A 14635-nucleotide genomic window follows, 5' to 3' on the forward strand; every position below is an offset into this window, starting at 1 on the left:
CACCCGCACCGCGCGCCGCTCGGGCCGCACTCTCGGCTTCTCCCGGGCATCGGAGCGAGGGCATCGGCTATCGTGGACTGTCTTTGTCTGTTGCCGTCGCGCCCCGGTCCGGCTGCGTACCCCGAGCCGGCCCCGGCCGTCACCCCGATCCGGCAACGCAGGAGGAGTTCTTTCGTGCGGTTCGTCTTCGCCATCATCGCCACCGTCATCGCTGCCGCGATGATCGTGCTCGGCATCGGTCAGCGGACGGTCTGGGCTCCTCCGGAGTCCCTCACCGCCGAGACCGCGCTCGACTCCTCCGCTCCTTACGCGGTGATCGACGGCAGCACCCTGGGCGCCAACCCGGGCCGCCAGACGATCACGGTCGAGGGCAGCGGCGACCTCGTCGTCGCCTACGCCCGGACCTCCGACGTGCTGGGCTGGGTGGGCGGCTCGAGCTACGACGCCATCGGCTACGAGCGCGCCGACGACACCCTCACCTCCGCGGAGGAGACGGGCGAGCGCGTCCAGCTCTCCTCCGACGTCGAGACCGCCGACGCGGCGGTCGTCGATCCGCGCGGCTCCGACCTCTGGCTCGAGGAGTTCGAGGGGAGCGGCAGCGTGACCCTGGCGCTCGACGTGCCGGAGGACGTCTCCATCCTCATCGCGAGCGACGGCACCGCGCCGGCAGCCGACTCCGTGCGCGTCAGCTGGCCCGTGGACACCGCGACGCCCCTCGCCGGCCCGCTGCTGCTCGGAGGAGCCGTGTTCCTCCTCCTCGGCCTCGTCCTCTACATCTGGGCCTTCGTCCACCTGCGCCGCCAGCACGGCCCGCGCCGGAAGGGACCGCAGGGCCGGATCCCCCGCGGTGCCCGCCGTCCCCGGCCGCGTGCCGGGATCCAGGCCTCCACGGCGTCGCCGGCGCCCTCGCGCCGCCGGGCGGCCCTGGTGCTGCCCGTCGTCCTCGGGACGACCGTCCTCCTCTCCGGCTGCAGCTCCGACTACTGGCCTGATCTCGCCGCGGGCGCGAGCGAGGCGCCGACCGCGTCCGCCACGGCGACCGCGGGGGCAGAGCCGGTCTCGGCCGAGCCGACCCCCGTGGTCACCACGCAGCAGGCGGAGGCCGTCGTCGCCGAGGTCGCCGATGTCGCGTCGCGCGCCGACGCCGCCCGGGACGCCGGGATCCTCGCCGAGCGCTTCCAGGGCGAGGCGCTCACCGAGCGCACCACCAACTACGACGTCGTCGCCAAGGGCGGGACGATCGACCCGCCGCAGACGATCCCGGCCTCCCCGGTGAGCCTGGTGCTCCCGCAGGACACGGAGTCGTGGCCGCGCCTGGTGACCGCCGTCGTGCAGAACTCGACGGACTCCACCCAGGCCCCGATCGCGCTGATGATGAGCCAGGCGAGCCCGCGCGTCGACTACAAGGTCGACTACGCCATCTCGCTCGAGGCCAACGCGCGCATCCCCGATGTCGCGCCCGTCACCGTCGGCACGTCGATCGTGGCGCCCGACTCGCGCCTGATGAAGCTCGCCCCGCAGACCGTCGGCTCCGCGTACGCGGACGTGCTCGCCAACGGCGACTCGAGCCAGTACGCCGAGCTCTTCGCGGCCGACGGCGACACCCTCCGGGGGCAGGTCGGCGTCGACAAGAAGAACGCCGACCGCGAGGCGCTGCCGGACACCGCCTCGATCGAGTTCTCGAACGCCGCCGGCACGTCGCCGACGATCGCGCTCGCGACGAACGACTCGGGGGCCCTCGTCGCGGCGAGCATCGCCGAGACGTCGACCGTCCGCCCCACTGCCGAGGGCTCGACCGTCTCGACCTCCGGCGCCTCGCAGACCCTGCTGGGCACGGACAAGTCGACGACCGGCATCGAGACCACCTACGGATACCAACTGCTGTTCTACGTACCGCCCGTCGGATCGGAGGAGAAGATCGTGATGCTCGGATGGAGCCAGGGACTCGTCTCGGTGGTGCAGCTGCCGTGAGCACCGTCCCGCCCCTGCCCGGAAACCTCCGCGGCGCCGTCGACCTCTCGTCGCTGGTGAACCGCCGCACCCCGCCCGCCGCCTCCGCCGGCGCCCCGGCCGCGCCCGCCGCTCCCGGAGGCGCGCCCGGCGCGAATCCGCTGCTGCTGACCGCCGGCGACGCCGAGTTCGACCAGGTGGTCCAGCTCTCGTCGCGCGTGCCGGTGATCGTCGACCTGCGCGGCTCCTGGTCGGACCAGAGCCAGAGCATGACCGCGCTGCTCGAGAAGGTCGTCGTCTCGTACGCCGGCGCGTTCGTGCTCGTCGGGGTCGATGTGGAGTCCAGCCCGCAGCTGGCGCAGGCGTTCCAGGTGCAGTCCGTGCCGACGGTCGCCGCGATCATCGGCGGCCGCCCGGTGCCCCTGTTCAGCGGCCTCGTCGCCGAGGAGCAGCTGCGCGACCTGCTCGAGCAGGTCCTCCAGCTCGCGGCTCAGAACGGTGTGACGGGCACGGTGCCGGTGGAGGGAGCCGCTCCCGCCGAAGGCGCGGAGCCCGAGCCGGAGCCGCTGCCGCCGCACCACCAGGAGGCCTACGACGCGATCGACCGGGGCGACTACGCTGCGGCGATCACCGAGTACGAGACCGCCATCGCGCAGAACCCGCGCGACGACCTCGCCGTCGCCGGTCTCGCCCAGGTGCGGCTGCTGGCCCGCCTCCAGGGCCGCACGCTCGACGACATCCGCTCGACCGCCGCGGCCGAGCCGTCGAACCTCGACGCGCAGCTCGCCGTCGCCGACCTGGACGTCTCGGGCGGCCACGTCGAGGACGCCTTCGACCGGCTGCTCTCGATGTTCCCGCGGCTCGACGCCGAGGGGAAGGCCGCCGTCCGCGCGCGCCTCCTGGAGCTCTTCGAGATCGTCGGTCAGACCGACCCGCGCGTCAACAAGGCTCGGGCCCGGCTCACCGGCCTGCTCTACTGACGCCGGCCGGAACGCCGAGAGGCCGCCCGCTCGCGACGATCGTCGCGGCGGGCGGCCTCTTCCGTGCGGGGACCGATCAGTCGGCGGGTCGCAGGTAGAGCACGGCCAGCGGGGGCAGGACCAGCTCGGCGGAAGCCGGGCGGCCGGCCCACGGCTCCTCGCGAGCCTCGACCGCTCCGAAGTTCCCGACTCCGCTGCCGCCGTAGATCTCGGCGTCCGTGTTGACGAGCTCCTCCCAGCGGCCGGCCGTGGGCAGGCTCACGCGGTAGCCGTGCACGGGCGAACCCGAGAAGTTGGCGATGACGGCGATCGGGCGACCCTCGCTGTCCTTGCGCAGGAACGAGACGACGTTGGCCGCCGCCGCGCCGCCGTCGATCCACTCGAAGCCCGACTGCTCGTGGTCGAGCTCCCAGAGCGACGGCGAGTCGCGGTACACGCGGTTCAGCTGACCGACGAGGCTCCAGAGACCGCGGTGGCTCGGCTGATCGAGGATCCACCAGTCCAGGCCCCGCTCCTCGCTCCACTCGGAGTACTGGCCGAACTCCTGGCCCATGAAGAGCAGCTGCTTGCCGGGATGGGCCCACATGAAGGCGAGGTAGGCGCGCACATTCGCGAGCTGCTGCCAGTGGTCGCCCGGCATCTTCTGGATCAGCGAGCCCTTGCCGTGCACGACCTCGTCGTGGCTGATCGGCAGGACGAACTTCTCGCTGAAGGCGTAGACGAACGAGAAGGTGATCTCGCCCAGGTGGTACTGGCGCCACAGCGGATCGTTCGCCATGTAGTCGAGCGAGTCGTGCATCCAGCCCATGTTCCACTTGAGCCCGAAGCCGAGGCCGCCGGAGCTGGTGGGCTGGGTGACGCCGGGCCAGCTCGTCGACTCCTCGGCGATCATCATGATGCCGGGGTGCAGCTTGTAGGCCGTGGCGTTGACCTCCTGGAGGAAGCTGATCGCCTCGAGGTGCTCGCGTCCGCCGTACTGGTTCGGCAGCCACTCGCCCTCCTTGCGGGAGTAGTCGAGGTAGAGCATCGAGGCGACGGCGTCCACCCGCAGGGCGTCGACGTGGAACTCCTCGAGCCAGAACAGGGCGTTCGCGACGAGGAAGTTGCGCACCTGGGTGTGCCCGAAGTCGAAGACGTAGGTGCCCCAGTCCATCTGCTCGCCGCGGCGCCAGTCCGGGTGCTCGTAGAGCGGCTCGCCGTCGAAGCGGGCGAGGGCGAAGTCGTCCTTGGGGAAGTGCCCCGGCACCCAGTCGACGATGACGCCGATGCCGGCCTGGTGCAGACGGTCGATCAGGTACTTGAGGTCGTCGGCCGTGCCGAAGCGGCTCGAGGCGGCGTAGTAGCCGGTGACCTGGTAGCCCCAGGAGCCGCCGAACGGGTGCTCGGCGAGCGGCATGAACTCCACGTGCGTGAAGCCGAGCTCGGTGACGTACTCGATCAGCGGGTCCGCGAGGTCGCGGTAGCCCAGTCCCGGACGCCAGGAGCCGAGGTGCATCTCGTAGACGCTGAGCGGCTGCGTGTGCGGATCGACCGAGGCTCGCTTCTCCATCCAGCCGGAGTCGCCCCACTGGTGGTGCGAGACGGGGACCTTGGACGCCGTCGCGGGCGGCACCTCCGTGGCGCGGGCCATCGGGTCGGCCTTGCGGACCCAGTGGCCGTCGCGCGAGAGCAGGTCGAACTTGTAGGAGGCTCCGGGCTCGACGCCCGGGACGAAGATCTCCCAGACCCCGGTCGTTCCGAGGTTGCGGAGGGAGTGGCCCTCGCCGTTCCAGTCATTGAAGTCGCCGACGACCCGAGCGGCCTGGGCGTGCGGGGCCCAGACGGCGAAGCTCGTGCCCCAGACCCCCTCGTGCTCGCGGTGACGGGCGCCGAGCGCCTCCCAGAGGCGCTCGTGGCGGCCCTCGCCGATGAGGTAGAGGTCGAAGTCGCCGACCGTCTTCGAGAAGCGGTAGGGGTCCTCCGCGGTCCACTCGCCGCCGCCGCCGTAGCGGGCCTCGACGGTGTACGCCTGCGGACCGAGGACGTGGAAGCCCTGCCAGATCCCGTCGCTGAGGTGGCTGAGCTCGACGCGGGCGCCGGTGGCGAGCACCACGGCGACCTTCTCGGCGAGCGGGCGGCGCACGCGGACGACCGTCACCGGGTCGGAGACGCCGGGGGCCGCGACGAGGTGCTGGCCCAGGACGTCGTGGGGGAGCGCGTTGCTGCCGGTGGCGAGCTGCTGCAGCACCCACTCCGGGATGTCGGGCAGCGCGATCGCCGCGGTGCCGTCGACGGGGCCCGAAGCGGACGCGGGGTCCGCGGTCGTCTCGGCGGGGCCGGCGGTCGTCTCGACGGGAGCGGCGCTGTCGGCTGCGACGGAATCGGCGGCGTCCGCGTCGTTGGGCAGGTCGCCCTCGGCCCCGCTGCCGACCGGAGCGGACTCCGCGTCGTCGGCGTCGCGCTCGACGGTCACGGCGTCGTCGCCCGCGACCGGCTGAGGCGCCTCCGGGACCGTCTCGACCGCGTAGCTGCGCGCGTTCTCGCCGTCCGCTCCGGGGTGCTGTCGTGCGTCGGGTGCCGCGTCGGCGACGTGCGCGCCGTGGCCGGAGGTGGTCGCCGAGCTGGTGCCCGTCGTGGGGACCGTCTCGGCGTGCGCGCTGAGGCCCGCCTCCTCGGCCGGGCTCGTGCCCTCGGGGGTGGTTCCGCTCATCGCTCGTCCGCCTTCACGCTCAGGATGTGCACGGGCTCGACGAACGAGTCGAGCCGCACGTAGTCGTCGCTGCCCCAGGTCCAGACGGCGCCGGTGATCAGGTCCTCGACCTCGAAGGTCGCGCTCCAGTCGAGCCCGATCGCGGGCAGGTCGAGGTGGACCGTGGTCTCGCGGGCCGAGTGCGGGTCGGTGTTGACGACGACGATGATCGTGTCGTCGGTCCCGGTGCCCGTGAACGCGGCCTGAAGGTGCTTGGAGTAGACGAGGATCGCGTCGTCGTCGCTGCCGTGCACGTGCAGGTTCCGCAGCTGCCCGAGTGCGGGGTGCGAGCGCCGGATCTCGTTGAGGCGCGTGATGTACGGCGCCAGCGAGCGGCCCGACTCCTCGGCGCCGGCCCAGTCGCGCGTCTTGTACTCGTACTTCTCGTTGTCGATGTTCTCCTCGGCGCCGGGGCGAGCGACGTTCTCGACCAGCTCGTAGCCGGCGTAGACCCCCCACAGCGGCGACGCGGTCGCGGCGAGGGCCGCCCGCACCTTGTACGCCGAGCGGCCGCCGTACTGGAGGTACTCGGTGAGGATGTCCGGAGTGTTCACGAAGAGGTTCGGCCGCATGTAGTCGGCCGTCTCGTGGGAGATGCTCGTGAAGAACTCGCCGAGCTCCTCCTTGGTGTTGCGCCAGGTGAAGTACGAGTACGACTGCTGGAAGCCGACCTTGCCGAGTGCGCGCATGATCGCGGGGCGGGTGAACGCCTCCGCGAGGAAGACGACCTCGGGGTGCTCGGCGTTGACCTCGTGGATGATCCACTCCCAGAAGTCGAGCGGCTTCGTGTGGGGATTGTCGACGCGGAAGATCCGTACGCCCAGGTCGATCCAGTGCCGCAGGACCCGCAGCGACTCCTGACGGATGCCCTCGGGGTCGTTGTCGAAGTTGATCGGGTAGATGTCCTGGTACTTCTTCGGCGGGTTCTCGGCGTAGGCGATCGAGCCGTCGGGGAGCGTCGTGAACCACTCGGGGTGGCTGGTGACCCAGGGATGGTCGGGCGAGGCCTGCAGGGCGAAGTCGAGGGCGAGCTCGAGGCCCGCGGCCTCGACCGCGGCGTGGAAGGCGCGGAAGTCGTCCTCGGTGCCGAGGTCCGGGTGGATCGCGTCGTGGCCGCCCTCGGCCGACCCGATCGCCCACGGCGAGCCGGGGTCGTGCTCGCCGGCGTCGAGCGTGTTGTTCGGGCCCTTGCGGAAGGAGCGGCCGATGGGGTGGATCGGCGGCAGGTAGAGCACGTCGAAGCCCATCGCGGCCACAGCGGGGAGGCGGTCGATCGCGGTGCGGAAGGATCCGCTGGTCACGGTCCCGTCCTCGTGGCGCACGGCGCCCTCGGAGCGGGGGAAGAACTCGTACCAGGCGCCGACGCCGGCGCGGGTGCGCTCGACGTGGACGGTGCGCGGCTCCGAGACGCTCGTGAGGCTCATCACCGGGCGGGCGTCGAGCGCGCCGTGGACGGCGGGACCGGTCGCCGCGGCGAGGCGCTCCTCGGCGCTCAGCGTGGTGTCGCCGACGCGGGCGGCGGTGTCGGAGAGCAGGCTGCGCTCGCCCTCGGGCCGCGCGGAGTCGTCGGCGCCGCTGCGCAGCAGGCCCTCGCCGATGGCGAAGGTGACGTCGATGTCCAGGCCGGCCGGGATCTTGACCTCGGCCGTGTGGAGCCAGGTCGCCCAGTCGTCGGCGTAGGCGCGGATGCGGTAGCTCCAGTCGCCCTCCTCGTCGAGGGCCACGAGACGGCCGTAGCGGTCGGTGCCGGTCGCGAGGAGCGACATGCGGTGCTCCGACTCGGCCCCGGACGGCGAGCGCAGCAGGAGGTCGACGCCGATGAGGTCGTGCCCCTCGCGGAAGGCCGTGGCGGCGAAGGGGACGACCTCGCCGACGAACGCCTTCGCGGGCCAGCGGTCGTCCTCGAGCCGGGGCTGCGGGTCGATGATCGGCAGGCGCTCGGCGCGGACGCGGTAGCCGCTCCCGGTCGTCGCGGGCGCCGGCGACGCGTCGGGTGCGCCCGCGGTCACCGGGGCGGCAGGAGCACTGTCGGCCGCGGGGGGAGCAGGAGTCGCCTCGGGGGCGGCGGCGGGCGCCGGAGCGGCCGTCTCGGGAGGCGCCGACGCCTCCTGGGGTGCGCGTCCGCGACCCGCTCGCCGTGCGTCCTTGCCGTTCTGAGCCTTGCCGAAAGGTATCTGAGCCACGTCACGACAGTAGCGACCGGCGGCGGCTCGCACACGACGCTTGCGCCCGCGCTCGGGCCTGTGCAAACGAGCCCGGGGAGCGCGCGCCGGCGCGTCGAGGCGGGTCCGCGTCCCGCCGATCCGCCGTGGCCGGGGTCCGCTAGGGTGACCGAGCGCGACCGCCCCGGTGCTCCGCGACCGGGCGCTCCGGGGTCCGCAGAGAGTCGAGGGGTGCCGTGAAGGCGATCCGCCGCTTCATCGTCCGCTCCGTCCTCCCGCCCGAGCTCTCGGCTCTGGGCGATCTGGCGGGCAATCTCCGCTGGGCCTGGCACGAGCCCGCCCGGCGCTTGTTCGAGCGGGTCGATCCGGAGCTGTGGCGGAGCGGGGGAGCGGACCCCACCGCCCTGCTCGGAGCGGTGAGCCCCGAGCGCCTCGCCGAGCTGGCGGGGGACCAGGGCTTCGTCGACGAGGCGTGGCGCCTCCGCGACGAGCTGGAGCGCTACCGCACCGAGCCGCGGTGGTACCAGTCGCTGCCGGAGTCCGCCCCGCGCTCGATCGCCTACTTCTCGCCGGAGTTCGGCATCGCGGCGGCGCTGCCCCAGTACTCCGGCGGACTCGGCATCCTCGCCGGCGACCACCTGAAGGCCTCCTCGGACCTGGGCGTGCCGCTCACCGGCGTGGGCCTCTTCTACCGGTCGGGCTACTTCTCGCAGAAGCTCTCCGCCGACGGCTGGCAGCTCGAGTCCTACCCCTCGCTCGATCCCGACGGGCTGCCGCTGCGCGTCGTCCGTCTCGCCGACGGCTCGCCCGCCCGCATCGTGCTGGCGCTCCCCGAGGGACGCGCGCTCTACGCCCGGGTCTGGCGCGCGGAGGTCGGCCGGGTGACCCTCCTCCTGCTCGACACCGACATCCCCGAGAACGAGGACTCGCTCCGCTCCGTCACCGACCGCCTCTACGGCGGCGGGGGCGAGCACCGCCTCCTGCAGGAGCTGCTGCTGGGCATCGGCGGGGTCCGCGCGCTCGAGCTCTGGGCCGAGGTCTCGGGCGGCGTCCTCCCGGAGGTGTTCCACACCAACGAGGGGCACGCCGGCTTCCAGGGGCTCGAGCGCATCTCCGGCCTGATCGGCGCGGGCCTGGACTTCGACCAGGCTCTCCAGGTGGTGCGGGCGAGCACGGTCTTCACCACGCACACTCCGGTGCCGGCGGGCATCGACCGCTTCGACCGCGGGATGATCGAGGAGTACTTCTCCACGGAGCTGCTCCCGGGCGTGCAGGTCGAGGACGTGCTCGCGCTGGGCGCCGAGCCGGGGGACTCCGGGACGGCGTTCAACATGGCGTACATGGGCCTGCGGCTCGCGCAACGCTCCAACGGCGTCTCGACGCTGCACGGCGAGGTCAGCCGCTCGATGTTCTCGAGCCTCTGGCCCGGCTTCGAGACGGCGGAGGTGCCGATCGGCTCGGTGACGAACGGCGTCCACGCGGCCACCTGGACCGATCCGATCCTCCGGAGGCTCGCGGAGGAGCGGCTCGGCACCGACGACACGACGCGGGCCGACTGGGCCTCGGGCGCGCTCGGCGACGCCGAGCTGTGGGCCGCGCGCCGGGCGATGCGGGAGCAGCTGGTGCGGGACGCCCGCCGCCGGGCCGCCCGCTCCTGGCGCGAGCAGAACCCGGGCGGCCTCCCGCCGGCCTGGCTCGACGAGCTGCTGGACCCGGACGTGCTCACCATCGGCTTCGCGCGGCGGGTGCCGACCTACAAGCGGCTGACCCTGATGCTCCACGACCCCGAGCGTCTGCGGGCGCTGCTCACCCACCCGCAGCATCCGATCCAGATCGTCATCGCGGGCAAGTCCCACCCCGCCGACGAGGAGGGGAAGCGCCTGATCCAGCGGCTCGTCCGCTTCGCGCAGGAGCCGGACGTGCGCCGCCGGATCGTCTTCCTGCCGGACTACGACATCGCGATGGCGCAGCTGCTCTACCCGGGCACCGACGTCTGGCTCAACAATCCGCTGCGCCCGCTCGAGGCGTGCGGCACCTCGGGAATGAAGGCGGCGCTCAACGGCTCGCTCAACCTCTCGATCCTCGACGGCTGGTGGAACGAGTACTTCGACGGCGAGAACGGCTGGGCGATCCCCTCCTCCGACCGCGCGCTCGACCCGGAGGCCCGCGACACGCTCGAGGCCGAGGCGCTCTACGAGCTGCTCGAGACCGAGGTCGTCCCGCGCTACTACGAGCGTGACCACGACGGCGTGCCCCGGCGGTGGGTGCGGTCGATCCGGCACACCCTCGCGACCCTCTCGCCCGAGCTCTCCGCCGAGCGGATGGTGCGCCAGTACGTCGAGGCGCTCTACTCGCCGGCCGCCGAGGCCGGGCGCGCCGTCGCCGCCGACCACTTCGAGCCGGCCAAGGAGCTGGCGAGCTGGAAGCGGCGGGTCCGCGCCGGCTGGCCCGGAGTCGCGGTCGCGTCCGTCGAATCCGGCGGGATCGACGCGGTGCCCCAGCGCGGGGACCGGCTCGCCGTGCGGGCGGGCGTGCGCCTGGGCGAGCTCTCGCCGGCGGACGTCTCGGTCGAGGTCGTGTACGGGACGACGTCCGCTGACGGCTCGCTCACCGAGGTCCGCCACCACGAGCTCGAGGTGGTCGAGGAGTCGGGTGCCGTAGTGCCGGCCGACGCGGTCGGGCGCGTGCCCTACGCCGGAGTGGTCACCCTCGACCGCAGCGGCTCCTTCGGCTACACCGTCCGCGTCGTGCCGCGGCATCCCCTCCTGGCCCGCTCCGCCGAGCTGGGCCTGGCCTCCGCCGCCGGCTGACCCCGCCCGGTCCCTCTCCGCGAGATGCCGCTCCGGTGCGCCTTCCTCGGCGTCTCGCGGACCGGAGTGGGATCTCGCGGGAGGAGGACGGCGCATGGAGCGAAACGGCGCCCGGAGGAGGACGGCGGGGGAGCAGGGGTCAGCGCGCGATGTCAGCGAGGAGGGCGGCCGTCGCGGCGACGAGGTCGGCGGGGGCGAGCTCGATGTCGAAGCCCCGGCGCCCGCCCGAGACGAGCACCGTGTCGTGGAGCTCCACGGTCTCGTCAATCACGGTGCGGTGCCGCGTCCTCTGCCCGAGCGGCGAGATGCCGCCGAGCACGTAGCCGGTCCGGCGCTGGGCCAGCACGGGGTCGGCCATCGCCGCCCGCCTGCCTCCGACCGCGGCCGCGAGCTCCTTCAGCCCGAGCGAGCCGGTGACGGGCACGACGCCCACCACGAGCTCGCCGTCCACATCGACCATCAGGGTCTTGAACACGCGCTCCGGCTCGACGCCGAGCGCCTCGGCCGCCTCGAGCCCGTAGCGCGACGTGGCCGGGTCGTGCCGGTACTGGCGGGGAGTGAAGGGGACGCCCGCCGCCGTCAGCGCGACGGTCGCCGGGGTCCCCGGCCCACTCCGCGCCATCAGGCGTCCTGCTCGGCCGCCGGCCCGTGCGCGGCGAAGAGCTGCATCGAGGTGCCGGCCACGCGGATGACCTGCCCCGGCTCGAAGGACTCGCCGTGCTCCAGCGGCTCCGGCTCCTCGCTGTTCCACAGGCGCGTGTAGCCGGTGACCCCCTCGCCGTCGGCGAGCACGACCGTGGTGTCCTGCTCGACGCCGTGCACCACCAGCAGGACGCGGTCCGGCTCGCCCTCGACCGGCGTCGAGGCCGCGAGGTACTGCAGCGTCCGGTTGGCGGCGGAGGTCCAGTCGTGCTCGCTCATCCCGCGCCCGTGGGCGTCGAACCACGTCATGGTCGTGGCGCCCGGCTCGCTCGCGTCGCCGCTGCCGTAGCGGGAGGGACGCAGCGCCGGGTGCTCACGCCGCAGGCGCAGCAGGGTGCGCGTGTGCGCGCGGAGCGCGAGCTGCCAGTCGGCCAGGCCCTCCCAGCGCACCCAGGTCAGGTCCGAGTCCTGGCAGTAGGCGTTGTTGTTGCCGCGCTGGCTGCGCCCGGTCTCGTCACCCGCCGTGATCATCGGCACGCCGGCCGACAGCAGCAGGGTGCCGAGGAGGTTCCGCATCGCCTTGCGCCGCGCCAGCGTGATCCGCTCGTCGGTGGTGGGGCCCTCGAAGCCGTGGTTGAAGGAGCGGTTGGTGTCGGCTCCGTCGCGGTTCGACTCGCCGTTGCCGATGTTGTGCTTGACGTTGTACGAGACGAGGTCCGCCAGCGTGAAGCCGTCGTGCGCGGTGACGAAGTTGACCGAAGCGAGGGGTCCCCGCTCCGCCGAGAAGGTGTTGGAGGAGCCCGAGAGCCGGGTCGCGAAGCCGCCGATGCCGACGGGGGCCGTGCCGGCGCGGCGGGCGTAGTCGATGTCCGAGAGCCAGAAGTTGCGGGCGCGGTCGCGGTAGCGGTCGTTCCACTCCGACCACCCGGCCGGGAAGTTCCCCGTCTGCCAGCCGCCCATTCCCACGTCCCAGGGCTCGGCGATCATCTTCACGCCGGCCAGCGCCGGATCCTCGACCGCGGCCCGCAGCAGCGGGTGGTCGCTCCGGAAGTGCGCGATCTCGTCCCGGCCGAGGGTCGCGGCCAGGTCGAGCCGGAAGCCGTCGATCCCGACCTCGCCCGACCAGTAGCGCATCGAGTCCAGCGCGAGGCGCTGCGCCGCGGGCCGGCCGAAGTCGATCGTGTTCCCGCAGCCGGTGACGTCCACGTAGTGGCCCTCGGGCGTCTGGCGGTACCAGCCGGCGTCGTCGATCCCGCGCAGGCTCGACATCGGCCCGCCCGGCCCCTCCTCGGCGGTGTGGTTGTAGACCACGTCCAGGATCACCTCGAGGCCGGCCTCGTGCAGGAGCTTCACCATCCCCTTGAACTCGCGGAGCACCGCGGTCGGTCCGCCGCGCTGCGCGGTGGAGGAGGCGTACGCGGCGTGCGGGGCGAAGAAGTTCAGCGTGTTGTAGCCCCAGTAGTTGGTCAGCCCCTGCCGCAGCAGGCGCTGCTCCGACACGAACGCGTGCACGGGCAGCAGCTCGACCGCCGTCACGCCCAGCTCGAGCAGCGCCGAGACCGTCGACTCGTGCGCCAGGCCGGCGTAGGTGCCGCGCAGCTCCACGGGGAGCGCCGGGTTCAGCCGGGTCAGCCCCTTCACATGCGCCTCGTAGATCACGGTGCGGTCCATCGGGGTGCCGGGCCGGGAGGAGGAGCCCCAGTCGAACGCGTCGTCCACGACGACCGAGCGCCACTCGTTCTCCGCCACCCGGTGCAGGCCACGGGAGTACGGCTCCAGCAGGGCCCGGCGGGGGTCGAAGCGGTGCCGGGGGCCCGTCGGCCCGTCGACGCGCAGGGCGTAGCGGCGGCCGGGGGCCAGCAGATCGGAGCGCGCGGACCAGACCGCGGCATCCTCGCGCGCCAGCGGGACCGTGCGGGTCACCCAGGTCGGATCCTTCTCGTCGTACAGCAGCAGATCGACAGCGCTCGCGCTCTCGGACCAGACCCGCAGCTCACCGCCCTGATCGTCCACGGTCACGCCGAGCCGGGCCAGGGGATCGTGAGAGGTCATGCGACTTACAGTAGTGACGGGCACCGGCTCCCTCCGTGCCCCCGACGCGGGACGAAGGGCTGCTGTGATCTACCTCGACCACGCCGCGACCACCCCGCTGCGCGCCTCGGCGCTCGCCGCGTTCGCGGAGGCGTCCGCCCACGGCGGCAACCCCTCCTCCGTCCACGGCTCCGGCCAGGAGGCGCGCCGCCGGCTGGAGGACGCCAGGTCGGCGCTCGCCGGGGTGCTCGGCTGCGAGCCGATCGAGGTGATCCTCACCGCCGGCGGCACCGAGGCGGTCAACCTCGGGATCAAGGGCCTCTACTGGCAGCGCCGGAGCGAGGACCCGGCCCGCGTCCGGGTCCTGGTCGCCGAGGGGGAGCACCACGCGACGCTCGACTCCGCCGCCTGGCTCGCCGAGCACGAGGGCGCCGTCCTCGAGTGGCTGCCTCTCGACGACGAGGGCACCCTGCGGCCGGAGGCGCTCGCCGCGGCGCTGGAGGAGGACCCCGGATCGGTCGCCCTGGTCACGGTGCTCTGGGTCAACAACGAGATCGGGACGATCAACCCGATCGCCGAGCTGGCGGCGGTGTGCGCCCGCGCCGGCGTCCCCCTCCACGTCGACGCGGTCGCCGCCCTCGGACACGTGCCGCTGCGGATCGCCGAGATCCGCCGCGCCTCCGGCTCCGGGCGCGGCGCGGGACTGGCCGCCGTCAGCGTCTCGGGTCACAAGGTCGGCGGGCCGATCGCGACCGGTGCGCTCGTGCTCGCCCGCGACGCCCGCGTGGTCCCGGTGCTGCACGGAGGCGGACAGCAGCGGGGCGTCCGCTCCGGCACCCAGGACGTGCCCGGCGCCGCGGCCTTCGCCGCCGCCGCGGTCGAGGCGGACGCCGAGCTGTCGGCGGAGGCGCAGCGCCTGGCCGCCCTGCGCGACCGGCTCGTCGCGGGCGTCCTCGCCGCCGTGCCGGGGGCGACCCTGACCGGGCCCGCCCTCGACTCCGGACGCCGGGTCGCCAACAACGCGCACCTCGCCTTCCCCGGTGCGCAGGGCGACTCCCTCCTCTTCCTCCTCGACACCGCGGGCGTCTCCGTCTCGACCGGGTCCGCCTGCACGGCGGGGATCCCGGAGCCCTCGCACGTGGTCCTCGCGCTCGGCCGCAGCGAGGACGAGGCCCGCGGGGTGCTCCGGATGACGCTCGGCCACACCTCGACCGACGCGGACGTCGACGCCCTCCTGGCCGCGCTGCCCAGCGCCTACGCCCGCGCCGCCCGAGCCGGACTCTCGAACCGCGCGGTGCTGCCCGCCTGAACCCCTGCCGGCCGCGCCCGCGG

8 protein-coding genes are annotated in these 14635 nt (G+C 73.3%); 4 read left to right on the forward strand and 4 right to left on the reverse strand.

All coding sequences use genetic code 11. From position 1 onward, the window contains the following. Positions 1-174: 174 nt before the first annotated feature. Together GTU71_RS04100 and GTU71_RS04105 are read left to right on the forward strand one after the other, a co-directional pair. On the forward strand, positions 175-1971 hold the full coding sequence (locus GTU71_RS04100; protein WP_104338633.1) for a hypothetical protein: 1797 nt from the start codon (positions 175-177) through the stop codon (positions 1969-1971). Continuing rightward, complete coding sequence (locus tag GTU71_RS04105) at positions 1968-2930, forward strand: tetratricopeptide repeat protein (RefSeq protein WP_104232504.1); 963 nt, start codon at positions 1968-1970, stop codon at positions 2928-2930. The genes GTU71_RS04100 and GTU71_RS04105 overlap by 4 nt, the downstream gene beginning before the upstream one ends. 76 nt (positions 2931-3006) lie before the next feature. Here GTU71_RS04105 and glgB read toward each other — a convergent pair whose 3' ends face one another. Then, entirely contained in the window at positions 3007-5619 is a 2613-nt protein-coding gene (glgB, locus tag GTU71_RS04110; protein WP_159939355.1) for a 1,4-alpha-glucan branching protein GlgB, read from the reverse strand. Beyond that, complete coding sequence (locus tag GTU71_RS04115; RefSeq protein WP_279631245.1) at positions 5616-7586, reverse strand: alpha-1,4-glucan--maltose-1-phosphate maltosyltransferase; 1971 nt, start codon at positions 7584-7586, stop codon at positions 5616-5618. The genes glgB and GTU71_RS04115 overlap by 4 nt, the downstream gene beginning before the upstream one ends. Positions 7587-8056: 470 nt before the next feature. Here GTU71_RS04115 and glgP point away from each other — a divergent pair, with 470 nt between their 5' ends. After that, positions 8057-10630, forward strand: coding sequence for an alpha-glucan family phosphorylase (glgP, locus tag GTU71_RS04120; protein ID WP_159939356.1), 2574 nt, complete (start codon positions 8057-8059; stop codon positions 10628-10630). Positions 10631-10769: 139 nt separating this feature from the next. Here glgP and ybaK read toward each other — a convergent pair whose 3' ends face one another. Both ybaK and glgX read right to left on the reverse strand, forming a co-directional pair. Then, positions 10770-11252 carry a Cys-tRNA(Pro) deacylase gene (gene ybaK, locus GTU71_RS04125; protein ID WP_159939357.1) on the reverse strand — a complete coding sequence of 161 codons (483 nt, stop codon included), beginning with the start codon at positions 11250-11252 and terminating at the stop codon, positions 10770-10772. Continuing rightward, the gene (gene glgX, locus GTU71_RS04130) at positions 11252-13324 is read right to left on the reverse strand and encodes a glycogen debranching protein GlgX (protein ID WP_159939358.1); all 2073 of its coding nucleotides are present in this window, start codon (positions 13322-13324) and stop codon (positions 11252-11254) included. The genes ybaK and glgX overlap by 1 nt, the downstream gene beginning before the upstream one ends. A gap of 64 nt (positions 13325-13388) precedes the next feature. Between glgX and GTU71_RS04135 the strand changes: the two genes are divergently transcribed. Next, positions 13389-14612, forward strand: a complete 1224-nt coding sequence (locus tag GTU71_RS04135; protein ID WP_347877602.1) for a cysteine desulfurase family protein — start codon at positions 13389-13391, stop codon at positions 14610-14612. Positions 14613-14635 lie beyond the last annotated feature (23 nt).

The sequence above is a fragment of the Rathayibacter sp. VKM Ac-2762 genome, assembly GCF_009866585.1.
In the GTDB taxonomy this organism is placed as follows: domain Bacteria; phylum Actinomycetota; class Actinomycetes; order Actinomycetales; family Microbacteriaceae; genus Rathayibacter.

Bases quoted from the DNA above. Each gene is read 5' to 3' on its own strand.
- glgB (WP_159939355.1), bottom strand. From the start codon at position 5,619: ATGAGCGGAACCACCCCCGAGGGCACGAGCCCGGCCGAGGAGGCGGGC.
- ybaK (WP_159939357.1), bottom strand. From the start codon at position 11,252: ATGGCGCGGAGTGGGCCGGGGACCCCGGCGACCGTCGCGCTGACGGCG.
- glgX (WP_159939358.1), bottom strand. From the start codon at position 13,324: ATGACCTCTCACGATCCCCTGGCCCGGCTCGGCGTGACCGTGGACGAT.